Origin of the sequence: Mesorhizobium loti R88b, from assembly GCF_013170845.1 — a bacterium.
Lineage (GTDB): Bacteria > Pseudomonadota > Alphaproteobacteria > Rhizobiales > Rhizobiaceae > Mesorhizobium > Mesorhizobium loti_B.
On the sequence record NZ_CP033367.1, the window covers coordinates 776,686 to 802,036 of the forward strand.

At 62.2% G+C, this 25,351-nt stretch carries 18 protein-coding genes; 6 read left to right on the forward strand and 12 right to left on the reverse strand.

The features are described from left to right. Window positions 1–7 precede the first annotated feature (7 nt). From EB235_RS03705 to EB235_RS03715, 3 genes are read right to left on the reverse strand one after another with little or no spacing between them, the layout of a single operon-like run. On the reverse strand, window positions 8–718 hold the full coding sequence (locus EB235_RS03705) for an ABC transporter ATP-binding protein (protein WP_027032300.1): 711 nt from the start codon (window positions 716–718) through the stop codon (window positions 8–10). Continuing rightward, window positions 711–1,490 (reverse strand): ABC transporter ATP-binding protein, encoded by a 780-nt coding sequence (locus EB235_RS03710; protein WP_027032299.1) that lies wholly within the window; start codon window positions 1,488–1,490, stop codon window positions 711–713. The genes EB235_RS03705 and EB235_RS03710 overlap by 8 nt, the downstream gene beginning before the upstream one ends. Window positions 1,491–1,501: 11 nt before the next feature. Further along, window positions 1,502–2,710, reverse strand: coding sequence for an ABC transporter substrate-binding protein (locus EB235_RS03715; RefSeq protein ID WP_027032298.1), 1,209 nt, complete (start codon window positions 2,708–2,710; stop codon window positions 1,502–1,504). A gap of 294 nt (window positions 2,711–3,004) precedes the next feature. On the opposite strand from EB235_RS03715, the gene EB235_RS03720 reads away from it, so the two are divergent. The 3 genes from EB235_RS03720 to EB235_RS03730 are packed head-to-tail and all read left to right on the forward strand — an operon-like array spanning window position 3,005 to window position 8,716. Next, the gene (locus tag EB235_RS03720) at window positions 3,005–3,880 is read left to right on the forward strand and encodes a glycosyltransferase family 2 protein (protein ID WP_245268870.1); all 876 of its coding nucleotides are present in this window, start codon (window positions 3,005–3,007) and stop codon (window positions 3,878–3,880) included. A 22-nt stretch (window positions 3,881–3,902) separates the two neighbouring features. After that, window positions 3,903–5,171 (forward strand): rhamnan synthesis F family protein, encoded by a 1,269-nt coding sequence (locus EB235_RS03725; protein ID WP_167334886.1) that lies wholly within the window; start codon window positions 3,903–3,905, stop codon window positions 5,169–5,171. Window positions 5,172–5,191: 20 nt separating this feature from the next. Next, the gene (locus EB235_RS03730; RefSeq protein ID WP_080680887.1) at window positions 5,192–8,716 is read left to right on the forward strand and encodes a glycoside hydrolase family 99-like domain-containing protein; all 3,525 of its coding nucleotides are present in this window, start codon (window positions 5,192–5,194) and stop codon (window positions 8,714–8,716) included. On the opposite strand, the gene EB235_RS03735 is transcribed toward EB235_RS03730, so the two are convergent. From EB235_RS03735 to rtcR, 8 genes are all read right to left on the reverse strand, one after another. Beyond that, window positions 8,713–10,515 carry an ABC transporter ATP-binding protein gene (locus tag EB235_RS03735; RefSeq protein ID WP_032925739.1) on the reverse strand — a complete coding sequence of 601 codons (1,803 nt, stop codon included), beginning with the start codon at window positions 10,513–10,515 and terminating at the stop codon, window positions 8,713–8,715. The two genes, EB235_RS03730 and EB235_RS03735, sit on opposite strands and share 4 nt — an antisense overlap. Then, entirely contained in the window at window positions 10,512–11,456 is a 945-nt protein-coding gene (locus tag EB235_RS03740; RefSeq protein ID WP_027032294.1) for an acetamidase/formamidase family protein, read from the reverse strand. The genes EB235_RS03735 and EB235_RS03740 overlap by 4 nt, the downstream gene beginning before the upstream one ends. Beyond that, window positions 11,446–13,089, reverse strand: coding sequence for an ABC transporter substrate-binding protein (locus EB235_RS03745; protein ID WP_027032293.1), 1,644 nt, complete (start codon window positions 13,087–13,089; stop codon window positions 11,446–11,448). The genes EB235_RS03740 and EB235_RS03745 overlap by 11 nt, the downstream gene beginning before the upstream one ends. A gap of 35 nt (window positions 13,090–13,124) precedes the next feature. Next, window positions 13,125–14,045: an ABC transporter permease gene (locus EB235_RS03750; RefSeq protein WP_027032292.1), complete on the reverse strand. Its 921-nt coding sequence runs from the start codon at window positions 14,043–14,045 to the stop codon at window positions 13,125–13,127. Next, a complete protein-coding gene (locus EB235_RS03755) occupies window positions 14,042–14,950 on the reverse strand; it encodes an ABC transporter permease (RefSeq protein WP_027032291.1) in 909 nt (302 codons plus the stop codon). The genes EB235_RS03750 and EB235_RS03755 overlap by 4 nt, the downstream gene beginning before the upstream one ends. Next, complete coding sequence (locus tag EB235_RS03760) at window positions 14,928–15,545, reverse strand: ANTAR domain-containing response regulator (protein ID WP_027032290.1); 618 nt, start codon at window positions 15,543–15,545, stop codon at window positions 14,928–14,930. The genes EB235_RS03755 and EB235_RS03760 overlap by 23 nt, the downstream gene beginning before the upstream one ends. Further along, the gene (locus tag EB235_RS03765) at window positions 15,542–16,636 is read right to left on the reverse strand and encodes a transporter substrate-binding protein (RefSeq protein ID WP_027032289.1); all 1,095 of its coding nucleotides are present in this window, start codon (window positions 16,634–16,636) and stop codon (window positions 15,542–15,544) included. Before EB235_RS03765 ends, EB235_RS03760 begins: the two co-directional genes overlap by 4 nt. 191 nt (window positions 16,637–16,827) lie before the next feature. After that, complete coding sequence (gene rtcR / locus EB235_RS03770) at window positions 16,828–18,426, reverse strand: RNA repair transcriptional activator RtcR (protein WP_027032288.1); 1,599 nt, start codon at window positions 18,424–18,426, stop codon at window positions 16,828–16,830. Window positions 18,427–18,633: 207 nt separating this feature from the next. Here rtcR and EB235_RS03775 point away from each other — a divergent pair, with 207 nt between their 5' ends. Both EB235_RS03775 and EB235_RS03780 read left to right on the forward strand, forming a co-directional pair. Then, on the forward strand, window positions 18,634–20,193 hold the full coding sequence (locus EB235_RS03775) for a vWA domain-containing protein (RefSeq protein ID WP_027032287.1): 1,560 nt from the start codon (window positions 18,634–18,636) through the stop codon (window positions 20,191–20,193). Window positions 20,194–21,393: 1,200 nt separating this feature from the next. Further along, window positions 21,394–22,797, forward strand: coding sequence for an RtcB family protein (locus EB235_RS03780; protein WP_027032286.1), 1,404 nt, complete (start codon window positions 21,394–21,396; stop codon window positions 22,795–22,797). A gap of 43 nt (window positions 22,798–22,840) precedes the next feature. Here EB235_RS03780 and EB235_RS03785 read toward each other — a convergent pair whose 3' ends face one another. Continuing rightward, on the reverse strand, window positions 22,841–23,710 hold the full coding sequence (locus tag EB235_RS03785; protein WP_027032285.1) for a helix-turn-helix domain-containing protein: 870 nt from the start codon (window positions 23,708–23,710) through the stop codon (window positions 22,841–22,843). A gap of 93 nt (window positions 23,711–23,803) precedes the next feature. Here EB235_RS03785 and EB235_RS03790 point away from each other — a divergent pair, with 93 nt between their 5' ends. Then, entirely contained in the window at window positions 23,804–25,348 is a 1,545-nt protein-coding gene (locus EB235_RS03790; protein WP_027032284.1) for a 4-hydroxyphenylacetate 3-hydroxylase N-terminal domain-containing protein, read from the forward strand. Window positions 25,349–25,351: the final 3 nt, after the last annotated feature.

Below are 25,351 nucleotides of genomic sequence, written 5' to 3' on the forward strand. Positions count from 1 at the left end.
GGCGCCCTCATACACCCAGAACGTCGTGGAGTTGCGTCATGCGGTCCGCCAGTTCACCGGTCGGAAATCCGGCGACGACCTTGCCGTGTTCCATCAGGTAGAAACGATCGGCGACACGGCTGGCGAAGCGGAAATTCTGCTCGACCAGCAGGATCGTCATGCCGCGCTTTTTCAGCGTCACCAGCAACTCGCCGATGCGCTGCACGATGACGGGAGCCAGCCCCTCGGTCGGCTCGTCGAGAAGCAGCATCTTCACGCCGGTCCGCAGCATGCGCGCGATCGCCAGCATCTGCTGTTCGCCGCCCGACAGCCTGGTGCCGGGACTGTTGCGCCGCTCCTTCAAATTGGGGAAGAGATCGAATATCTCCGCGACGCTCATGCCGCCCTCGGCGACGACCGGCGGCAGGACCAGGTTTTCGTCGACGGTCAGTGTCGCGAAGATGCCGCGCTCCTCGGGCACGAAGCCGATACCTTGATGCGCGGTGCGGTGCAGCGGCAGCCGCATCAGATCCGCGCCGTCGAAAACGACCTCGCCGGTTCGCTTGCGGATCAGCCCCATGATGGCGCGCAGCGTCGTCGTCTTGCCGACGCCGTTGCGGCCGAGCAGCGTGACCGTCTCGCCGGCAAACACTTCCAGATCGACGCCGTGCAGCGCATGGCCCTCGCCATACCAGGCGTTGAGGCCACGAACCGCAAGCAGGGGCGCGGCGCTAGTCATCGGCGGTGCCCATATAGGCGACCTTTACCCGTTCATCGCGGCTGACGGTGGCGTAGTCGCCGGCGGCAAGCACCTCGCCGCGCTGCATGACCGTTATCCAGTCGCAGAGATCGGCCACGACCGTCAGATTGTGCTCGACCATCAGAACCGCACGGTCGCGTGCCACCGAACGAATGAGGGCGGAAACCGTGGCCACGTCCTCATGTCCCATGCCGGCCATCGGCTCGTCCAGCAGCAGCACTTTCGGATCGAGCGCCAGGGTCGTGGCGATCTCGAGCACACGTTTCCTGCCGTAGGAAAGATCGCCGGCTAATTTGTTACGGGCATCATCGAGGCCCACGGAACGCAGCAACTCCACAGCGCGCGGCGTCAACCGATCGAGCGCCGCCAGCGAGCGCCAGAACTGAACACCAAGCCCATTTGGCCGCTGCAGCGCGACGCGCACATTGTCGAGCACGCTGAGATGCGGAAAGATCGCCGATATCTGGAACGAGCGCACCAGCCCCATCCGCGCCACCTTCGCCGGCGAGGTGCGGGTGATATCGGTGCCCAGAAGTTCGATCCTGCCGCTGGTCGGCGCCAGGAATTTGGTTAGCAGGTTAAAGACGGTCGTCTTGCCGGCGCCGTTGGGTCCGATCAGGGCGTGGATGTTGCGATGGCGCACATCGAGGTCGACATTCCTCACGGCAACGAAGCCGGCAAAGTCGCGCCGCAACCCGCGGGCGGACAGCACCACAGGCGGTTCGTTCCCGTCGAGATCAGGCGGCGCCATGGCCGCGCCGGTCACTGGGCCGCCGTTGGACAGCCGCTTTCCTTCTCGCTCAGGAAGGCTTCCTTGCCGGGAATGGTGGCGAGATATTTGTAATAGTCCCAATCCTTGGTGCTCTCGCTGGGCGCCTTGACCTGGTAGAGATACATGTCGTGGACCATGTTGCCGTCCGCCTGCACCTTGCCGTTGGTGATCACGGCGTCGTCCACCGGCAGTGAATGCAGCTGCTTGGCAACGGCCTCGGTCTCGTCGGTGCCGGCCTTGTCGATCGCCTTCAGATACTGCGTCACCGCCGAATAGGTCGCGGCCTGGATCATGTTCGGCATGCGGTTGGTGCGCTTGAAGAAGCGCTGCCCGAATTCGCGGCTCTTGTCGTCGCGATCCCAGTAATAGCCCTCGGTCAGCACGACGCCTTGCGCCGCCTGCAGGCCTAGCCCATGCACCTCGGCCAGCGTGAACAGGAGGGCTGCAAGACGCTGGCCGCCCTGGACGATGCCGAATTCGGCGGCCTGCTTGATGGAATTGGACGTGTCCAGGCCGGCATTGGCCAGGCCGATGACCTTGGCGCCCGACGACTGGGCTTGCAAAAGGAAGGATGAGTAATCGGTCGACCCCAGGGGATAGCGCACCTCGCCCAGCACCTTGCCGCCGTGGGCCTCGACGAACTTGGTGGTCTGCTCCTTGAGCGAGTAGCCGAAGGCATAGTCGACAGTGACGAAGAACCAGCTGTCGCCGCCCTGCTGAACCAGGGAGCCGCCGGTTCCCACCGCCTGCGAATGGGTGTCATAGGCCCAGTGGAAGCCATAGGGCGAGCATTGCTTGCCGGTCAGCTCGGTGGTCGCAGCACCCGTAACGATATCGATCTTCTTCTTTTCCTTGGAAATCCCCTGGACGGCGAGCGCCACCGATGAGGTCGTCAGCTCCATGATGGCATCGACCTGTTCGGTGTCATACCACTGCCGCGCAATGTTGGAGGCGATGTCCGGCTTGTTCTGGTGATCGGCGTTGATGATTTCGATCGGCGCTCCCTGAACCTTGCCGCCGAAATCCTCGACCGCCATCTTGGCCGCCTCGACCGACCATTTGCCGCCGAAATCGGCGTAGACGCCCGATTGGTCGTTGAGGATGCCGATCTTGACTTTCCCATCGGAAATTTCGGCGGCCGAAGCGGGGACCGCGGCCGCGGCGAGAAGCGCGGCGGAAACGAAATAGCATGCCTTCATGGTCAACTTCCTCCCATTGTGAATGCGACCGTCCCCCAACGATCATCAGCAAACGGTATTGAACATGAGCAAAATGAGCATGAACGGCAAGGGGCCGGTGCGGATTCATATTCGAATCCCTGCAGGGGATCGCCGCTGCAGCGGATCGCGGCCAAGCTTGAGATCGAGATCGGCGAAGAGTTGCCCCTTTTTTAGTCAGGAGTATGGACTCGACCCCCGAAGTGGCAACGCCTAGATTGGATCGCTAGTCTTCCAACGGGGGAAGCCAACTGAGATATCAGGGTGGCTTTGGTAATGAACAGGTCGATAAGCGTTGTCACCGTGACGCATAACAGCGCGCATACCGTGCGCGGCGCGCTGGCTCGCCTGCCGCCAGGCCTGGAGATCGTGTGCGTCGACAATGCAAGCACCGACGATCTTTCCGCCGCCCTGTCAGGCTTTGCCGTTCACCGCATTGATAATGCTGTAAACCTCGGCTTTGGCCACGCCTGCAACATTGGGGCGGCAGCGGCATCGGGAGAGTATCTGCTGTTCATCAATCCCGATGTGCGTCTAGGGACCGGCGCCGTCGATGCGCTCATGCAGGCGGCTGGGCGCTATCCGAATTGCAGCGTCTTTGTGCCACTCACAAACACGGTGGACGGGCGGCTGTGGCTTCGCGAGCAGAGCGAGATTGATCGCCTTTCCGGCGTGTCGCTGCCCACACGTATTCGGCAGGTCTGGGGGGATTGTTGCGTCCGCTTCGTCAATGGCGGCGTGTTCATGATCAAGCGAACGCTGTTCCTGGATGCCGGAGGGTTTGACGAGGAAATCTTCCTGTATTTCGAAGATGATGACCTCTCGCACCGTCTGATTCAGCGCAATGAGCCGATGATCCTTGTCAGTGGCGCACATGCTGTCCACGACATTGGCACCTCCGTTGCGCAGTCGATCGGGTCTCGGATCTTCCGGCATCGGTCGAAGATGCGATCGGAGATTCACTTGCGCAGAAAATATGGCATCGCCTACAGTCCATTTGTGGACATACTCCGTTATTCGACGAAAATAGGTTTCTATTGCCTGACGCTTAACCGAAACAGACTGATCAATTCCCTGGGCCGGCTGATCGGTATCTTCGACAGTATCCTTGACCGATCGCACGCGAATCGGAACAGCGGCTATGTCGCCTGACGCTGCCGGCACAAGAGTTGCCTTGCCTGATGTCCTGTCCAGCAAACCGCAAATAGGCGGGGCATGCGGTGTCGACCGAAGCGGTGCCTTGAGCGAAATCCACATTCACGCGCCAGGACGCTACATCGTGGAGCTTTCGCCAACGGACAGGCGGATGCCGTTTCTCCGGCTAAATGTATGCCGCCGGGGACATCCCGACAGGGTCGTCTATGTGCCGGTCGCCAAGCGGACGTCCTATCTGCTCAAAAGCAGCGAAGGCGGCGTGTCGCTGCAATTCGACAGAAGCGACATCATTGCCTCAGGCATCCGCCGGATAGGGATTGGCGATCTTGGTTTAGTGTTGCGCCGCCGCCGACGGCAGAAGCAGTTTGAACTGCCGCTGGGCCAGGGCATCGTCCTGCGGCCTCTGCTGCATCTGGCAGGAGCAGAAGGGCAGCATTTGACCGCTGCGCTGGTCAGCCTCACCGGGTGGGGCTTTGGCGTGGCGAGCGACAATCTGCAGAAAACCCTGTCGCGACTTTTCGACGGCCCACCGGCACAAGCCAGGGAACGCCTGCCTGCCGCCGAGCCAAAGATCGCCGTTGCGATGCATCTGCATTACTCCGATCTCTGGCCCGAGTTCGAAACGCTGCTGGAGGCGATCGATCGGCCGTTCCACCTCATCCTCACGCTGACCGGGCCAGACGCGACACTGACGGAACGCGTTCAGGCAAGATTTCCGGCTGCCGAGATCATGGTCTATGACAATCGCGGCCGCGACATCGGCCCCTTCGTGCAATTGCTGCGCGAAGGAAGGCTCGATCGCTTCGATCTCATCTGCAAACTGCACGGCAAGAAGTCGGGATCGAGCGGGCCGCGCATGGTTCTGGGCGAGATCTGGCGCCAGGCAAGTGCCTTCGACCTGATCGGATCGCGCGATGTGGTCGACCGAATTGTAGCCGCTTTCGAGCGTTCGCCGGAAACTGGGATGATCGGATCCCGTCGCTTTCTGCTGCCCAATGAATGGAAGGCCGAGGCAGCGGGGTGGGGCAAGAACAGGGAGGCGATCCTGACTCTGCTGGAGATGCTTGGCATGGCCGCTGACTCTCCTCTCCACTTCTTTGCCGGAACCATGTTCTGGGTGCGCCGCCGCGCACTGGAGCCGCTCAAGCGGCTCGATCTGTCCTTGGCGTCATTTCCCGGCGAGACAGGCCAACTGGACGGCACTTTGCAACATGCCCTCGAGCGGATCCTCGGAATGATCTGCACGAAAGTCTCCGGAACTGCCTGGGACGATGAAAATGAAGCCTGATCGCTAGAAGGCGGACGTCGTTGAACAAAGCCGACTTCATGATCCTTTTAAGATCGATGACCAGCAGGAGGCGGTGGAAGAGATTTCGCGTCTGGCAACGCATTCGAGCCAGCGGACAGTTCGACGGGCCTTGGTATCTTGCTCAGAATCCCGACGTGGCCAAGCGCGGGGCCGACCCGATCATGCATTATATCGATCACGGTGCCGCCGAGTCTCGAGATCCGAATATTGATTTCGACACCGAATACTATCTCACCAGATATACGGACGTTACAATCACCGCGATCAATCCGCTGGATCACTACATCCGTTTTGGCAGGAAAGAAAAACGTGAAACCCGGCGCATCCCGGCAACTTATGTGCCGCGATCGAGCGAAAGGCGGCCAGCCGGATTGAGGGCGCGGGTCATCGCATTCTATGTCCCGCAGTTTTATCCGACTCCTGAAAACGACGCCTTTTGGGGAAAGGGCTTCACGGAGTGGACTGATGTGACACGCGCGGTGCCACAGTTCAACGGTCACCATCAGCCCAGGCTGCCGGCGGACCTCGGTTTCTATGACCTCAGGATAAAGGACGTCCAGAAGCAACAGATCGAGATTGCCCAGCAATACGGCCTCTCGGGATTCTGCTTCCACTTCTACTGGTTGAACGGCAGCCGCCCGCTCGAGATGCCAATCACCCAATTCATCGAAAACGACACGCACGAAATGGACTTCTGCATCAACTGGGCAAACGGACAGTGGGGGCGCCGTTGGGGCGGACGCCATCAGGAGGTTCAGGTCCTGCAGTCGCATTCACCCGAGGACGATCTCGCCTTCATCGAATATGTAGCCGGCTATTTCCGCGATCGGCGCTATGTACGCATCGGCGGCAAGCCGCTGCTCATGGTCCACCGGCCCGGACTGCTTCCGTCGGCGGTAGAAACGGCAGAGCGCTGGAGGACCTATTGCCGGGCTGCCGGCATCGGCGAGATATTTTTGGCCTATCCGCAGTCTTTAGACACTATTGACCCAGCGGAATTCGGGTTTGACGCCGCTGTCGAATTTCCGCCCAATCTCGGAACATTTCCCGAAAGCAGCGCCAGCATGCCGCCGTTCAAGAGCGATTTCTGCGGGGATATCCATGACTGGGCAGACCTTGTTGGTCGCAGCCGAGCCTATCCTCAGGTCCCCTACACACTGTTTCGCGGACTTTGCCCGTCATGGGACAACACGGCGCAGAGAAGGGAGACAACCAGCATCTGGATGAATGCGTCGCCGTCCGGCTATCGCGAATGGCTCGCCAACGCGGTCGCAGATACATGCAATCGTTTTGCCGATTTCGACAGTCGGCTGATCTTCGTCAACGCCTGGAACGACTGGGCTGAGGGCGCATATCTCGAGCCGGATGCCCGCTATGGCTACGCCTATCTGCAGCAGACGCGGGACGTCGTGGCTGCTCCGCCGGCGGCCGGAAAATTGCCTGGGAGTTCTTCCTGGCGCGTTCTGTTCGTGTCGCATGATGCGCGCCTCGGCGGCGCACAGGGGTCGTTGCTCGACATCCTCCAATGGCTGCAAGCGCACACGGACTTGGAGATCAAGGTGCTGTGCCTGGCAGGCGGTCAACAGCTTGAACAGTTTCGACGCATGGTCGATACCGTGCTCCTGGATGATCTGGTTTCGAAGACCGACACGACGCCCACCAAACTGGCCCGCATCACGGCCTGGTGCGGTGGCCGACCAGACCTGATCTATTGCAACAGTCTTGCAACCGGCCGTGTGCACGCGCTGCTCGGTCAACTGGACAGTCCTATCCTGACGCATGCCAGGGAATTGGCAACGAGCGTGGCCCGATTCGCAAAGGAGGACATGGAGGAAGTCGTTTCCCACACGCGGAAATTCGTAGCGTGTTCCCGTAGTGTCCGGGACTATCTGATAGCCGAATACAGTGTCGGCTCGAACATCATCGACGTACTTCCAAGCGCGGTACCGCAGTCCAGCGCGGATCACAATCTTACCGAAATCCAGCGCCTTGGAAGTCGTCGGCTGGCCGGCTGGCCGACGGACAGCACCATCGTCGTGGGGTCCGGCCTCGGAATGCCATTCCGCAAGGGGGCTGACCTGTTTATCGAAGTGGCCAGGATTCTCCGGGCACGCGGCGTTGAAGACTGCCATTTCTATTGGTTGGGCTTGTTTCCGGGGTCGGAGCGGGATGAGGCTCTGGGTACGTGGTCGCAGCAAGTCGACAGGTTGCTGGCGGACGGATTGGGCGAAAAGGTCACATTCCTGGGCAATGTCGACGATGTGCGCCCTTATCTGCGGGGTGCCGACCTGTTTCTGCTGACATCGCGCGAAGAGCCGTTCGGCCGCGTCATCCTGGAGGCGGCCTTCGCCGAATTGCCTGTAATCTGCTTTGCAGGCAGCGGTGGGGCACCGGATTTCGTCGAAGACGATGCCGGTATCATCGTCGATTGGGCTGATCCCATCGCGATGGCCGATGCGACGCTGAAACTGATCCAGGACCGGCCTTTGCGGATGAAGCTCGGCAAGCAGGCGAGCGGCAAGGCAAGGCGGCATTTTTCCACCGATCGGGTCTTCCCGCGCCTGCTGTCGACCATGCGCGAGGTCGCAAACAAGCCGCCCGCCGTATCGATCATCGTGCCGAACTACAATTACGCCCGCTACCTCAGCGAGCGCATGGAAAGCATTCTGGGGCAGTCCTTTCAGGATTTCGAGCTCATCATCCTGGATGATGCCTCGACAGACGATAGCCGATCGATTCTGGATTATTATGCCGGAATCTATGGCACCCATGTCATCGTCAATGAGAAGAACTCCGGAGCGCCCTATCCGCAATGGTTCAAGGGCATAGCGCTCGCAAGAGCCGATCTGATCTGGATCGCCGAAGCCGACGACGTATCCGATCCGGCTTTCCTCGAAACCCTCGTGCCCTTGTTTCGCGATCCAAGCGTGAAATTCGCCTTTTGCGCATCGAAGATCATCAACGATCGAAGCGAAATCGTCGGCGACTATCTATCCAGCCGGTATCTCACCGATCTCTCCGATTTCAAATGGAGACGCAGCTACCAGGTTTCGGCGCAACAGGAAGTCAACGAGGGGCTGGGCGTCAAGAACACGGTCCCTAATATCAGTGCGGCTGTTTTCCGGAAGTTCGACATCACGCCCGACTTTGTCGAGCATGTCCTATCCCTGCCGACGAGCGGCGACTGGTACTTTATTCTCGAAGCAATCCGCGACGGTTCCGTCGCCTATGAAGCCGCGGTGCTCAACCATCACCGTCGACACGTGAACAGCGTGAGCAGCGTCATCGTGGCATCCCGAGCAGAGGCGCTCGTTCGAACGCGGCAGAGGATTCACCAGCATGTGCTGCAAACATACGAAACGGATTTGGCGATCAGGCTGAAGATGGCCGAACATATCGTGCAGCTCTGGAGTGACCTATTCCCCGGACGCCCTGCCGAAGAGATGGAAAGCTTGTATTCGCTAGGCCAATTGGCGGGATTCCCCCAGAGAACCCCGGAGAGCAGTGACATCGTTCCGGTTTAATTGCCGGCAGCAACGAGATGGCCGTTGCCGACATCTTGCAAGGCCAGCTTCGGGGGCGGCTCGCCGATCCTGCGGGTGGCGCTCGGGATCTCCTGGTCGAGACGGGCGAAGCGGCTTCTTCGTTGCGCCGGATCGGGCACTGGCACGGCTTCGATCAGGCGTCTGGTGTAGGGGTGGCGGGGGTTGGAAAAGACCTGGTCGCGGGTGCCCATCTCGACGATCTGGCCGAGATACATGACGGCGACGCGGTCGGAGATGTTCTCGACCACCGCCATGTCATGCGAAATGAAGAGATAGGCGACGCCGAATTCACGCTGCAACTCCTTCAACAGGTCGAGCACGCGGGCCTGCACCGAGACATCGAGCGCCGAGACGCTTTCATCGGCGATGATCAGCTTCGGCCGCAAGGCCAGTGCACGGGCGATGCAGACGCGCTGGCGCTGACCGCCGGAGAATTCATGCGGGTAAAGCTCCATCTGGTCGGCCGACAGGCCGACGCGCTCGAACAGCGCCGCGACACGCTGGCCGCGCTCGTCCTTCGAGGCGATGCCGTGGATGACCAGCGGCTCGGCGACGAGGTCGCCGACGCGCATGCGCGGGTCGAGCGAAGCAAAGGGGTCCTGAAAAATCATCTGCACGTCGCGGCGCACAGCCTTGCGCTCGTCACGGCCGAGGCCTGACAAATTGCGCCTGCCAATGACGATGTCGCCGCTATACGGCACAAGCCCGGCCAGCGCCTTGGCGGTGGTCGACTTGCCGCAGCCGGACTCGCCAACCAGCGCCAGTGTCTCGTTGGGCGCGATGGAGAAGCTGACGCCCTCGACGGCATGAACGCGGCGGGTGACCCGGCCGAAGAATCCGCCATGCAAATCAAAGCGGACATGCAGGTCTTTGATCTCAGCGACATTGGCCGGCGCTGGGGCCTCAACGTCCCTGGATGGAAGGCGGCCGACACCGCTGCTGATGCGCGGCACGGCGGCCAGTAGCTCGCGCGTGTAGTCGGCTTGCGGCCGGGCAAAAATGTCCGATGTCTTGCCCTCCTCCACCATGCGGCCGTGCCGCATGATGATGACTCGATCGGCCATTTCGGCGACCACGCCCATGTCGTGGGTGATCAGGATGACGCTGGTGCCATGCTGGCGCTGCAGGTCGCGTAGCAACTCGAGCACCTCGCCTTGCACGGTGACGTCGAGTGCCGTCGTCGGCTCGTCGGCGATCAGCACATCGGGTTCGAGCGCCAGTGCCATGGCGATCATCACCCGCTGGCGCATGCCGCCGGACAGTTCGTGCGGAAACTGCCTTAGCCGGCTTTCGGCTTCCGAAATGCGTACCGCCTTCAGCGCCTCTATGGCGCGCTGGCGGGCTTCAGCCTGCGAGAGGCTGGTATGCGCCTCAATCGATTCGGTGAGCTGCCGGCCGATCGACAGCACCGGGTTGAGCGAAGTCATCGGCTCCTGGAAGATCATAGCGATGCGGTTGCCGCGAATGCTGCGCATCCGGCGCTCGTCAAGCGTCGCCAGGTCGGTATCGCCGAGACGAATCTTACCGGATGATATGTGGGCGGCAGGCTGCGGCAGCAATTGCATGATCGCCAGCGCCGTCATCGACTTGCCGGAGCCGGATTCGCCGGCAATGCAGAGCGTTTCGCCGCGTTTGAGCGTCAGCGATAGGTTGGAGACGACCTCGCGTTCGCCCTCCTCGCCGCGCACGCTGACGGAGAGGTTGGCGATATCGAGCACCGGTCCCGCCGCCACCGGGGCAGCCGCCCCGGTCCGCTTCCTGGCCACGCCTGCGTTCATTCGAAGACGCAGCGCGGGAAGTAGAACGAGACCACCCAGTTCGGCATGTCGACGATCTCGCTGATGCGGAGATCGCCGCACACCGAAGCCAGCATATAGGCTTCGACCGGGTCGATCTTGTAGCGGCCGGCGAGCAGGTCGACCATCTGGGCGACAGCTTCCTTCGCACCAGCCATCAGGTCCGGACCGACACCGGTCGTCACCTCATAGCCCTTGGCATCGAGATGGCGCGTCACCGGGCCCGAAGTGGTGAAGCGCGGCGTCTTCAGCCTGGCATCCTTGACCAGGTCGAGTTTGAGCACGACGTCCATCGGGCTCTCGATCGCCGTGCCGCAGACCTCTCCGTCGCCTTGCGCGGCATGGGTATCGCCGACCGAAAACAGCGCGCCCGCCACTTCCACCGGCAGGTACAGCGTGGTGCCGGCGGCGAGATCGCGGATGTCGAGATTGCCGCCGACGCGTCTCGGCGGGACCACCGAATGATGACCCATCTCAGCCGGCGCGTTGCCGATGGTGCCGGCAAAGGGTTTCAGCGGCACACGGGCATTCTTGCCTAACAGCGCCGGCTCGAGCGAGGCGGCGTCGTATTTCCAGATGTTCAGCGCCGGCTCTTTGAAGTCGTCGGCAAGCAGGCCGAAACCTGGAATGTTCGCCGTCCAGCCGAAGCCGGACGGTTTGAACAGCTCGATCGTCACCTTGAGCGCATCGCCGGGCTCCGCACCCTCGACAAAGATCGGTCCGGTCACCGGGTTGATCTGGGCGAAATCGAGCTTGGCGATATCGCTGACCGTGCTGTCGGCCTTCAACTGGCCGCCGGAGGAATCCAGGCACTGGAACTCGATGGTCGAGCCGGGCGCCACGCGCTCGGCCGGGACAAACGAATTATCCCAGCCGAAATGGTGGTGACGTCCGTGGATGGTGTAGTCGCAGCTATTGCACATCTTTTACGTACACATTGTCATAGTTGATCGGAACGTGGACCGGGTCGACATAGAGGTTGTCGGCGCCGCCCATGCGCGCGGATTTCATGGTGAAGCGCTGCTCGTTGAAGACCGGCGCCCAGGGCGCGTCCGCCATGATCTTGGCGTAGATGTCGCTCCACATTTTATAGCGCTCATCGGACTTCGCCGGATCAACGATCGAGTCGGCTTCGGCGGCCTTGGCATCGAGATCCTTGTTGCAATACCAAGACCAGTTCCAGCCGCCGGGAACGGCACCGGCGCAGCCAAGGATCGGACCATAGAAATTCGAGGGATCGGGGAAATCCGCGATCCAGCCCATGCCGCCGGACCAGATCATCGGTGCGCCGGCCTTGTCGCCGCCGGCGGCGATGACGTTGGCCTGTGCCAGCGCCTGGATGCTGGCCTTGATGCCGATGGCAGCCAGATCCTGCTGGATGGCCTGGGCGATGCGCGGATTGGGGTCGGTGTTCATGGCGAACAATTGCGTGTCGAAACCATCGGGATGGCCAGCCTCGGCAAGCAGCGCCTTGGCCTTGGCAACGTCATAGGGATAGCCCGTGAAGGCCTTGTCGTAGGCCGGCATCGACGGCGGCAGCGGCTGGTTGGCAGGCACGGCACGGCCATTGATGATCTGGATGATGCGCGCCTTGTTGATCGCCATGTTGACGGCCTGGCGCACTTTCACATTGTCGAAGGGCGCCATGGTGGTGTTCATGGTGATGTAGCCAGTGTGCAGCTGGCCGCCCTCGACGACGCGCGCCTTCTGTTCAGGGTCGGACATCACCTCCTGGAATTTTGCCGGCGGAATGCCGTCGAGGGGCAGATCGATCTCGCCCTTTTGCAGGCGCAGCAGCGCCACGATCGGCTCCTGGCCGACCTCGAAGGTGATCTTGTCCAGATGCGGCAGGCCCTTGTGCCAATAGTCCGGATTGCGCACGAAGACGATGCGCTGGCCGAGCGTCCATTCGGCCAGCTTGAAGGCACCGGTGCCGACCGGATGCTTGCCGAAATCAGCGCCGTATTTCTCCACCTCTTCTTTCGGCACGACATGCGAGAAATTGATGGCCATGACATGCAGGAAGGTGGCGTCGGGCCGACTTAGTTCGAACTTGACGGTGTAGGGGTCAACGACAGTGACACCCGCGAGGCTGTCGGCCTTGCCGGCCGCGACATCGTCATAGCCCTTGATCGAGCCGAAGAAGCCGGCGCCCGGGCTTTGGGTCTTCGGGTTGGTGACGCGGTCGAGCGAATATTTAACATCGTCGGCCGTCATCTCGCGGCCATTGTGGAATTTCACGCCGTGGCGCAGCTTGAAGGTGAAGGTCTTGCCGTCCGGCGAAATCTCGTAGCTTTCGGCAAGGTCGGGTTTCAGCTTGGTCGTGCCCGGTTCGTAATCCATCAACCCGTCGAACAGGCTCTTGATCATCGACCAGTTCTGCCAGTCATAGCCGATGGCGGGGTCGAGCGTGGTGACGTCATCCTTGTAGGTGGCGATGATCTCTCCGCCCTGCTTGGCGTTGGGATCGATGGTGTCTTCGGCGCGGGCGCTTGCCATGCCAAGCATCAGCGCCAGCGCTGATGCCGCGATGGTCGATGCGAGAAACTTTTTCATTGTTATGTTCCCTTTCTCTGTTTGTTTTCTTGGTTTCATCTGAGCTTGATGCGTGGATCAATGAACGGTGCGATGATGTCGGCGAGCAGGTTGCCGAGCACGATGGCGAAGGCCGAGACCAGCGTGACGCCCATGATGATCGGAATGTCGACGCGCTGGATGGCTTGCCAGGCGAGTTGCCCAATGCCGGGCCAGCCGAACACGCTTTCCACGACGACGATGCCGCCCATGAAGATGCCGATGTCGATGCCGATCATGGCGATGACGGGCAGGATGGCGTTGGGCAGTGCGTGGCGGAAAATGATGGCGCTTCGTGCCAGACCTTTCGCACGGGCGGTTCGCACATAATCCTGGCGCAGCACGTCGATCATCGACGACCGCATCATGCGCGCGTACCAGCCGGCGCCAAGGATGCCCATGGTCAGCGAGGGCAGCACGAGATGACGCCAGGTGCCGTAGCCGCCGATCGGGAACCAGCTCAGCCGCACGGCAAAGACATAGAGCAGCAAAAGCCCGACGACGAATTGCGGCGCCGAGACACCGACGAAGGAGGCGACCATCAAGGTCTGGTCGGTGGCGGTGCCGCGCTTGACGGCGGCGATCAGGCCCATCGAGAGCCCGATCAGCAGTTCGCACAGGATGGCGCCGACCATCAAAAGCAGGCTGGCCGGCAGCCGCGAGACGATGAGCTCGGTGACCTCGGAGCGCTGGATATAGGAGCGGCCGAGATCGCCGCTGACGAGCTTGGTCAGGTAGCGCCAGTACTGGACGACAAAGGGCTGGTCGAGGCCGAGCTGCTGGCGGATGTTCTCGACCGTCTGCGGTGTGGCGCTGCGGCCGGCGATCTGGCGCACCGGGTCGGCCGGCAACAGGTAGAGCAGCGCGAAGGTGATCAGCGAGACGCCGAGCAGGATGAGCAGCGACTGGATCAGGCGGCGGCCGAGATAGGCGATCATGCCCGGCCCCTCTGCGTCGGATCGAGGATGTCGCGCAGCGCATCGCCGATCAGGTTGAAGGCCAGCGCCAATGCCAGGATCGCGGCACCCGGGAAGAACACCAGCCAGGGTGCTGCCTGAAAATAGGTCTGGTTCTCGAAGATGATGTTGCCCCAGGAGGCGGTCGGCGGCTGCACGCCGATGCCGAGGAAGGAGAGCGTCGCCTCGAGCAGCACCGTGGTCGAAATGCCGAGCGTGCCCCAGACGATGATGGTCGGAAGGAGATGCGGCAGGATGTGGCGAAACAGGATGCGCGGTGCACTCGCCCCGATGGTGCGTTCGGCGTCAATGAACTCGCGCTCGGCCAGCGAGGACGTCTCGGTGTAAATGACGCGCGCGGTTTGCACCCAGTTGACAAGCGCGATGACCATGGCGACGATCCACAGGCTGGGCTGGAAAACCGCCGCCAGGCATATGGCGAGCAGCAGCGCCGGAAAAGCCATCATCAGATCGGTGAAGCGCATCAGCGCGCTGCCGATCCAGCCGCGGAAATAACCAGCGGTGACGCCGACCAGCGTGCCGATGAACAGCGCCACGCCATTGGCGACGATACCGATGATCAGCGAGGTGCGGGCGCCATAGAGGATGCGGGTCAACAGGTCGCGGCCGAGCAGGTCGGTGCCGAGCCAGAATTTGGCATCCGGCGGCAAGGGCGAGCCCTCGATGGTCAGGCCATCGAACATCTGCTCGTTGGGATCATAGCCGGTCAGCCATGGCGCCAGCACAGCGCCGGCAACGACGACGGCAACGATCACCAGCCCGAGCAGCGCCAGACGGCGCTTGACCAGCCGGCGCCAGACGCCGGCGCGCGGCTTGGCCGGCATGCGCGCAGGCGCCGTGAGATCAGGCGCGATGGGACTGGTCATCGCCGCCTTCCTCACCCGTTGCTTCTTCACTTGTCATCGCCACGATCCGGCGCGCCGCATCCTCGACGCTGATCTGCCAGCTCATCGCCAGCGAGCGCAGCTGCGCATAGGCGCGCTCGTCATCCGATCCTTTCGACAGTGCCGCCACCGCGCGCACAATGGTCTGGCGTTCGGCGACGCGCTGGCGGAGTGCTGAAATTTCGCCGGCTAAGTGTTTTCGTGCCTCGAAACTCTGGCGGGCGATCAGCAGCGCGCTGTAGACGCCGGCAGTGCCGACCGGCTTCAACAGTTGCGCGTCGGCCTTATGCGACAATGACCATTCGATGCGGCCGGGCGCCTCGGAGCCGATCAGCGCCACCAACGGCATCGGTGCTTCGCCCGGCTTCCACGGGAATTGCTCGTCGAAACCGAGATCGGCATCGAAGAAGACGAAATCGGCAGCCAGCGCCTCGGGTGGCAGCTCTGGCCAGCAGTCCAGAGCGATCAGGCCGATGGCCGACAATTGTCGTGTGATGGCCTGCACCGTCGGATGCGGGCGATGCAGGATAAAGGCCCTGGCGCCACCAAGATTGGGGATGCGCGGCGTTCTGCTCACGACACCACCCTCAGGCGCGGACGGCCGAATGTTTTGGCGGGGTCGTAGCGCGACAGATAGGGGTCCGGCGCCACCTCATCCTCGCGGCTGACGACCTCGAAGAAGCCGTCGGCGATGCGCCCGATGATCACCGGCAGTGTCGCGTGCTGGGAGTGGGCGTCGATGGCGATCGGCCCGAGCCGGGTGGAGAAGCGTCGCTCGGCGAAGGCTTTCGAAAATTCCGCCGGGCCGGCTTCGGCATCGCGGGAGAGCACGTCGGCCATCACCTGCACCGAGGCATAGGCGGAGGCCTCGAAGGATGAGGCGAAGGCCGCTGGTCGCGGCGCGAAATAAGGCCCGACCGACAGATGGCCCTTCCCGGTTTCACCAATCGCCGGCAGTTCACCCTCGGTGAGGTTGCAGGAGATGACGGGGCAGGTTTCCGGACGGAAGGCCGGATCCTCGTTGCCCAGTTCCTGATAGGCGGCCAGAAAGGCGTAGGACGAGGTGCCGATCAGATTGTTGAGAACGAAGCTCGGCCGTGTGGCGCGGATTTCGGCGATCAGACGCGACACGTCGGTCTCGCCGATACGCAGATACCGCTCGCCCAGCACCTTGCCGCCGGCGTCCGCGATCAGGTCGCGCGCGACGCGGTTCATCTCCCAGCCCCAGATGTAGTTCGAGCCGAGCAGGAAGCCGTTGGCGCCAAAGCGCGGCACGACGTGGGCCATCAGCGGCACCAGGTGCTGGTTGGGGCAAGCGTGCATGTAGACGACGTGCTCGTTGGCCTCGAACCCTTCATAAGGACAGGCATACCACAGCATGCCGCCGGCCTTCTCCAGCACCGGGATCGTCTCCTTGCGGCTCCAGGAGGTGACGCAGCCGACGACATGACGCGCGCTGCTGGTCTTGAAAATGTCCTCGCAGAGTGTCGCGTAGCGGTCGGCGTTGCTTTGCGGATCGCGTTCGACCGGCACCAGTTCGATGCCGTAGCTCCGGTCGGCATTGATGTCGGCGATGGCGCGCATGGCACCCATGCGGCACGCATCGGAGATGAGCTGATAGCTCCCCGAGCGGGAATAGAGGATGCCGATCTCGATGCGACGTTTCAAACAGAACCCCAGAAATGACAATGCCCCGCAGCCAGCGCCGCAAGGGCGAGGCATACGAGGCATGTTTGCCGCCCGGCGATCAGAGCCGGTATGTTGCCTTAGCGTATTCGGTCCGGCTGGTCAGTCAAGCGGGAAAGTGCGTGGGCGGGAAAGTGCGTGGGGTCAGCAGATCCGGGCGCACACGATGTCCATCATTTTTGAACGATGTCCTCGAAGCTGAGGTCGAACCGCATGAGATATTTGCGCAGCCGGTCGGCGTCGTTGCCGCTGGTTTTTTGCAGCCGCGAGACCGCGAACAGTTTCCGCCCGGCGGCGCTGACCGAATTGCTGTCGCGGCAAACCGCGAGCACCGTGGCCAGTTGCGACCGATCGAAGATGTCGATCTGGTTTCGCCGCTCGGGACCGAGAACCTCCGACAGGATGGCCTCCCGGTCGTCGGCATCACCGGCCCGCCAGAGCGTGGCCAGACGGTCGATCTCGTCGCGCACCGTCTCCTCGTTGATGCGGCCAAGCGGCGCCAGCGTCGCCATGCGCGTCACCGAAGCCGACAGATCGCGGAAATTGGCCCGCCACATCGCCTCCGGCACAATCGAGAATTTCAAATAGAGGTCGCGCGCTTCCTTGTTGAAGGTGACGTTCTGCCCCTCGCGCTCGCTGAAGCGTCGCAGTTCGAAGTCGAGGTTCGGCTCGATGTCTTCCTTGCGGTCGCGCAGCGCCGGCAGCTGGAAGGTCCACAGGTTCAGTCGTGCGAAGAGATCCTCGCGGAACTTGCCTTCCTTGACGCCGATCGACAGATCGCGATTGGTGCCGGCCAGAAGCTGGAAGTCCGACATCACATCCTGATCGGCGCCGACCGGCAGGAAGCGTTTTTCCTCGATGGCCCTGAGGCACATGGCCTGTTCGTCGAGGCCGAGTTCGCCGATCTCGTCGAGGAACAGCACGCCCTTGTTGGCCGATTTCATCAGCCCGGCGCGCTCGTTCTCGGCGCCGGTGAAGGCGCCCTTGACGTGGCCGAACAGGGTCGACATCGCCTGATCGCCGCGCAGCGTCGCGCAATTGACCTCGATGAAAGCGCCGGAAACCTGCCGCTGCGCCTTCTTGAGCTCGTAGATACGCCTGGCCAGCTGCGACTTGCCGGCGCCCGTCGGCCCGGTCAGCAGCACCGGCGCCCGCGAGCGGATCGTCACCTTCTCGATCTGGTCGATCATCTGGTTGAAGGCCGGATTGCGGGTGGCGATGCCCGATTTCAGGAACGACGTCGCTTCGTCGCGCTCGGCGGTAAAGCGCGTGGCGATCGCATCGTAGCGCGACAGATCGAGATCGATGATCGAATGGCTGCCGGAAACATCCTCGTCTGCGCCCTGCTTGCGGGGCGAAAGCTGCAGCAGGCGCGCCGGGATGAAGCGGGCCTCGGTGAGCAGGAACCAGCATATCTGGGCGACATGGGTGCCGGTGGTGATGTTGACGAGGTAGTCCTCCTTCTCGGGATCGAATTGATAGGCGCGGGCGAAATCGCGCAGGCCGGTGTAAACTTCGCTGAAATCCCAGGGATCGCGCATGCTGATCAGATGGGGCCTGACCTCCGTGGCAGGCGAGACCTGCTCGATGTCGGCAATGATCTGCGTGGCCAGCTGCCGCGACTGAGTCCCATGGATGAGTTCGAGGCGATCGATGAAAAGCCCCGGCTGCTGGCACAGCGCAACCGTTGGCCGCCATTTTCGCCAGCGGTCATCCGTGCGGCCCGCGTCAAGCGTCGTTCCCAGGATGCCAATGGCGACGCGTCTTCTCATTCTTATCCCTTGGTATAAACTACGATATCATTCTATCGCTTTTCTGCGTCGCCGTAAACAGCGTTCGTCGCAGTCCTGATTTCGCGGTAAAAATTATATGCAATAAAAACAACATCTTGATACAGCGTGACCATAGGAAAGCGCGCGCTCCCTTCAAACTGGCACGCCGCCTGCAGTGATGCTGGTGTGAAATGAAGGATGAAAACAATGGCGAACAAATCCGTGTTTGCGACGATTGCAGGAAAGCTGCTCCCGCTGGCTGCCGCCAAGAACCATGAAGGTGCCCGGGCTTACCGCCTGACACCCCATCAGGCCTTGGCGCAGCTGGCGGCGACGGGAACGTTCAACGCGACTTTCTATGCCGAGCCGCGTGAGCAGTTCGACGAGGTGTTGAAGCTCGCCTGGCAGGTGGAGCCGGAATTCCTGGCACGCACCGCCGTCCACGCTTTTGAGCAAGGCTACATGAAGGACATGCCGGCATTGTTGCTTGCCATCCTGTCTTGCATGCAGGGCGACGAATTCAACCGTGCATTCGGGCGCATTGTCCGAAACGGAAAGATGCTGCGCAACTTCGTGCAGGTGATGCGGTCTGGAGCCACCGGGCGCAAGTCGCTTGGATCGCGGCCCAAGCGTCTGGTTCAGGCCTGGCTTGAGCAGGCGGCCGACTTCGAGATCATGCGGGCAGCGGTCGGGAACGATCCGTCGCTGGCCGATGTCATCAAGATGGTTCACCCGAAGCCGAAATCGGCATCGCGTGAGGCGCTTTATGGCTACCTCTTGGGCAAACCGCATGACATCGCGGCCTTGCCGAACGTGGTCAAGGCTTTCGAGGCGTTCAAGCGCGATCCGTCGCTGCCTGTGCCTGATGTGCCGTTTCAGATGCTGACCTCGATGCCGCTTTCGCGTGAGCATTGGGTGCAGATAGCGGAGACGGCCGGATGGCAGATGCTGCGGCAGAACCTCAACACTTTCGCCCGCAACGGCGTGTTCGAAGTGGAAGGGTTCGCGGAAAAGCTGGCGGCGCGACTGCGCGACCCCCAGGAGATCCGGCGCGCCCGGGTGTTCCCGTATCAGCTCATGGTGGCGTTCACCATGGCCGGTGCGGAGGTGCCCGGCGAGGTCAGGGACGCGCTGCAGGATGCGATGGAAATCGCGCTCGGCAACGTGCCCCGGATCAAAGGCAATGTGGTCGTGTGCCCTGACGTTTCAGGGTCCATGAGCTCGCCGGCGACCGGGTACCGCAAGGGTTCGACTTCGGCCGTGCGTTGCATCGACGTGGCTGCCCTGGTGGCCGCCGCGATGCTGCGGCGCAACCCGACGGCGAAGGTGCTGCCGTTCGAGAACGATGTGGTGGATATCCGCCTCAACGCTCGCGATACGGTGATGACCAATGCCGCCAAGCTGGCTGCCATCGGTGGTGGCGGAACCAACTGTTCGGCTCCGCTGGCACGGCTGGTGCGTGAGAAGGCCGATGTCGACCTTGTGGTGTTCGTGTCGGACAACCAGTCCTGGGTGGATGCATCGGCGCATGCGCATCAGGGGACGGCGACGATGCAGGAATGGCGCAAGCTGAAGGCGTTGAACCCCAAGGCCAAGCTGGTCTGCATCGACATCCAGCCCTACACAACAACGCAGGCCGAGCCTGAGGTCGACATCCTGAATGTCGGAGGGTTCTCCGACCGCGTCTTTGACGTGATCGGGACAATGCTGTCCTCGAATGCCGACCCGGACCACTGGGTGCGCACGATCGAGGCGGTCGAACTCTGAGCAATTCCAGGAAAAGTGTTAAGCGGTTTTCCGTCCGGAATTGCGTCAAATAAAGTGGTCCCGGCGGCGCGTCCGCCGGGACCACCGGAACAAAAACAGGGCATGACGAATGCCGATGGAACTACAGGCTGTTACCCTCCAGGTCGCGGGTTCGAATCCCGTCGGGTCCGCCACTATGGACCCGTAGCTCAGCGGATAGAGCAGGACGTTTCGTCAAACCTTGTCGTCATGCCCGACGACTTTTACGCGGCTTCGGTCGTTAGAAAATGAAAGGAACTGAACACAAGGCGTGACGAATGCCTGTGGAACTACATCCAACTTTCGGGTCGCGGGTTCGATTCCTGCCGGAGCTGCCAATCGGCTCCGTAGCTCAGTCGGTAGAGCAGAAAGGCAGTTTCACAACAGACTTGTCGTCACCCTCAACAGACAGCCGCGGCGAATGCCCGATGGAACTACAGCTCCAAATGAAGGGATGCTCCGTGAGGTCGACTCCTCACCTTGCTGGCGCTCTTTGGCACGAGCGGGACTCCCGATGTTTCATCATCTTTTTGTCGCCGCGGCTAACGACTCAAGCATGACCCGGAAAAATGGAATCCGGTTTTCAAACGGTTTCCGTTTGTCCAGAGGTAATGCACGGGAATGGCGAATGCAGGCAGGACTACAGGTAGCGCGCCCGTCGAAAAGACGGGAGGTCGGGTGTTCAAATCACTCTCTCGCTCTGCGGAGCGGGGTGGCGCAGTCACCGTCTTGCCGATCCTTGTCGCCAGCCGATCGAACAGGGCGAATGCCTGCGGGAATACATTGGGATCTGGCGGTTCGACTCCGCCCGTCGGTCGGTTGACCGATCGGTTTCTCGCATCGACTTGTTGCCCGCTAGAGAGAAAGAATGAATGGCGAATGCAGGCAGGACTACAGGGATAGAGCGTCCGCGACGAAAGTCGCGGAAGGTCGGGTGTTCAAGCCATCCCTTCCGTCTCCGGATGGAAAGTAGCTCAGTAATTGTCTTGCCGACCCTTGTCGCCAGACCGAATAGAAGGACGAATGCCTGCGAGACTACAGGTAGACGCAGCCCGCTTTTGCGGGTGCCGAAAGGCGTGAGGGTTCGTGTCCCTCCTTCGCATCTTCGCGAAGTGGCGGAAAAGATGTCTCGCATTCTCTTGTCGTCCGTCCAAAATGCGAAGTGTACCGAAAGTGAAAGACATGACCGAGATTTTGAGTGGACAGGATTTGATCGACGCCGGCATGCCGCAGGGCAAGTGGTTCGGCAAGGCGCTCGCGGCCGCCAATGCGGTGCTGGAGAGCGGCGGATCGCCAAGCGATGCGCTGGAGGCCGCGCGTGCGTTCGCGCCCGCGCCGGCCATACCGTTGCATGCGCCCGGCTCCATGCCGTTGCATATCAACATCAAGGCCGAGACGCCTGACGAGGCGGCCAATGTCGAGGCGGTCACCCGCAGCATGGTCGAGCTGATGCGCACGCCGGTGATCCGTGCCGGCGCCATCATGCCGGATGCCTGCCCGACCGGCCCGTCGGGTACGATTCCGGTTGGCGGTGTCGCGGTGTCCGAGGGTATCCACCCCGGCATGCATTCGGCCGACATCTGCTGCTCGATGGCGATCTCGGTCTTCCCTGGCGTGGCGCCGGCAGCACTGCTCGATGCCGTGCATGGGGTCACCCATTTCGGACCGGGCGGGCGTCCGCGCGGCCAGCAGATCCGGCCGGGCAAGGAGGTCTTCGAGCGTTTCGAGGCCAATCCCTTGCTGCGCGACCTGACCAGTGCCGCGATCGAGCATTTCGGCACGCAGGGCGACGGCAACCATTTCGCCTATGTCGGCACGCTGAAGTCGAGCGGCGAAACGGCGCTGGTCACGCACCATGGCTCGCGCTCGCCGGGCGCGCGGCTCTATACCAAGGGCATGAAGATCGCCGAGGGCGTCCGCAAGACGCTGTCGCCGGAAACCTTGCCGCAGAACGCCTGGATTCCCGCCGACACGCGGGAAGGCGATGACTATTGGGAGGCCCTGCAGACGATCCGCGAATGGACCAAGGGCAACCATATGCTCATCCATGATCTCGCGGCCGAAAAGCTGTCGGCGAAGGTGTCGGACCGGTTCTGGAACGAGCACAACTTCGTCTTCCGCCGGTCGGACGGGCTGTTCTACCACGGCAAGGGCGCCACGCCGGCCTTCGACAACTGGGCTGATGACGCGACCGATCTGACGCTGATCCCGCTCAACATGGCGGAGCCGGTGCTGATCGTGCGCGGCAAGAATGCCGAAAGCGGGCTTGGCTTCTCGCCGCATGGTGCCGGGCGCAATTTTTCGCGCACCCAGCACCGGCGCATGCAGGCGGGGCGCAGCGACGCCGATATCTTCGCGCAGGAGACGAAGGGTATCGATGCCCGCTTCTTCTCCGGCGTGACGGATATTTCGGAGCTGCCGAGCGCCTACAAGAACGCGGCCTCGATGCGCCGCCAGATCGAACATTTCGGCCTGGCGGAGATCGTCGACGAAGTGCTGCCCTATGGCTGCATCATGGCCGGCGACTGGGAAGCCAATGCGCCCTGGCGCAAGAAGCGGGAAGCGCGCCAGCAGCAGGGGCGTTGACCCCAGATGGATGCGGGCCGCAGGGCCTGCATCCATCGTTTCATCAGTGCCCCCGCAACTGCTTGCGTCGCCAGGCGGCGGGCGCCTCGCCCATCCGTTCACGGAAGAACCTCGAGAAATAGGCGGGATCATCAAAACCGATCTCGTAGGCGATGTCCTCTACCGTGCGCACGGTGAACAGCAGCAGCCGCTTGGCTTCCAGCAGCCGTCGCTCGCTGACGACGCGTTTGACGCCGCTGCCCAGCACCGCGCGGCTGGCCTTGTCGAGGAGATGCGGCGTCGTGGCCAACGTCTCGACGTAGCGATCAACCGGCCAGTTGTCGCGGAAATGCGCGTCGACGAGACGGCGCAAGCCCATGGCCAACGATGCATCGGAAGACGGTGCGGCGGCAATTGCCGCAGGCGCGAGACGCGCGATGTGAGAGAGCGCGACGGCGATCAGCGACGGCAGGACCTTGTCGTTGCCGGCCTGCGCCTCGGCGTATTCGGCGGCGATCATCTCCAGCACCGCTGCCAACCCCTTCCATGCGGCGCGATCCGGCAGGCCGTCGGCAAACACCGGTCTGTCCAGCGGCAGCAGGCTATGATCTGCAATCGCGGCGAGCGCATCGTCGGCGACCGAGACGACGATGGCGTCGGTGCCAAGTCCGATCGAGAAGCCATGCACGATGGTGCTCGGTACGAAGCTGACGGCTGGCGCCGAAAAGTCCCAGGAGCGGTCCTCGATGCGGTAGATGCCGGAGCCGCTGGTCCAATAGGTGATCTGACCCATCTGCGGATGCTTGTGCGCCGCGACCTGGCCATGATGAATGCTGCCTCGTGCCAACACTGTCTCGACATGCAGGAAGCCGACATCGAGCGGGCGAACCGGCTCACCATAGACGAAGAAGTCGGGGATGGAACTCTGGCTCATGGCACCGGAAAAAGTCCAATCGGTTTTGCCGTTCCGTCCATAACCGATCCTCAGGCCAGGCGCTAGGATCGGCGTTGCAAGTGGAGGAACATCATGCGGTCAGAAGATTTTCGCGCCGACAAAGCGCGCCCATTCACCGGGGCCGAATATCTGGAGAGCCTGCGCGACGGCCGCGAGGTCTATATCAACGGCGAACGCATCATCGATGTCACCACGCACCCGGCGATGCGCAATTCGGCGCGGTCGCTGGCGCGGCTCTACGACGCCCTGCATGATCCGAAGCGGCGAGACACGCTGACCTCGGCCACCGACACCGGATCGGGCGGCTACACCCACAAATATTTCCGCGTCGCCAAATCCTCCGCCGAACTGGCGGCGCAGCAGACGGCGATCGCCGAGTGGTCGCGGATGTCCTATGGCTGGATGGGGCGCACGCCCGACTATAAGGCGGCGCTGATGAACACGCTGGGCGCCAATGCCGACTGGTACGGGCCGTTCAAGGACAATGCGCTCGCCTGGCACAAACGTGCCCAGGAAGCCGTTCTGTTCATGAACCACGCCATCGTCAACCCGCCGATCGACCGCCACAAGCCGGCCGAACAGGTGAAGGACGTCTTCGTCCACATCACCAAGGAAACCGATGCCGGCATCTATGTCTCCGGCGCCAAGGTGGTGGCGACGTCCTCGGCGCTGACCCACTACAATTTCCTGGCGCAGAGCTCGGCGACGGTCACCGAGGATCCATCGCTGTCGGTGATGTTCATCGTGCCGATGAACGCGCCGGGGATAAAGATGTTCTGCCGCGTCTCCTACGAGCAGACCGCCAACACGGTGGCGGCACCCTTCGACTATCCCTTGTCGTCACGCTTCGACGAGAACGACGCGATCCTGGTGCTGGACAATGTCTTCATCCCCTGGGAGGACGTGCTGGTGCTGCGCGACGCGCAGAAAATCCTGTCGTTCCACCCGGCGTCGGGTTTCATGCATGGCTATTGTTTCCAGGGCTGCACGCGTTTCGCCGTCAAGCTCGACTTCCTCGCCGGCCTGCTGGCCAAGGCGCTGCGCGCCACCGGCGGCGACGCCTTTCGCGGCAACCAGGCGGCACTGGGCGAGGTCATCGCGCTCAGGCACATGTTCTGGAGCTTTTCCAACGCCATGGCCTACAATCCGATCCCGTGGGCGAACGGCGCGGTGCTGCCCAATCTGGAAGCCGCACTCGCCTACCGCACCTTCATGTCGGAAGCCTATCCGCGCGTCATCGACACGGTGCGGCGGGTGATCGCGTCGGGGCTGATCTACCTGCCGTCATCGGTGCGCGACTTCAACAATCCGGAGATCGACAAGTACCTGGCGCAATATGTGCGCGGCTCCAACGACATGGGCCATATCGAGCGCATCAAGATCATGAAGCTGTTGTGGGACGCGACCGGCACCGAGTTCGGTGGCCGCCACGCGCTCTACGAGCTCAACTATGCCGGCGCGCCGGAAGAGGTGCGGCTGCAGGTGCTGAAGGGCGCCGAACGCGGCGGGCGGCTGAAGGCAATGGAGGAGCTCGTCGACACCTGCATGGCCGACTATGACGAGAATGGCTGGACAGGCGATACCTGGCTCAATCCACTTGCTTCGCCGGCTGGGTGAACG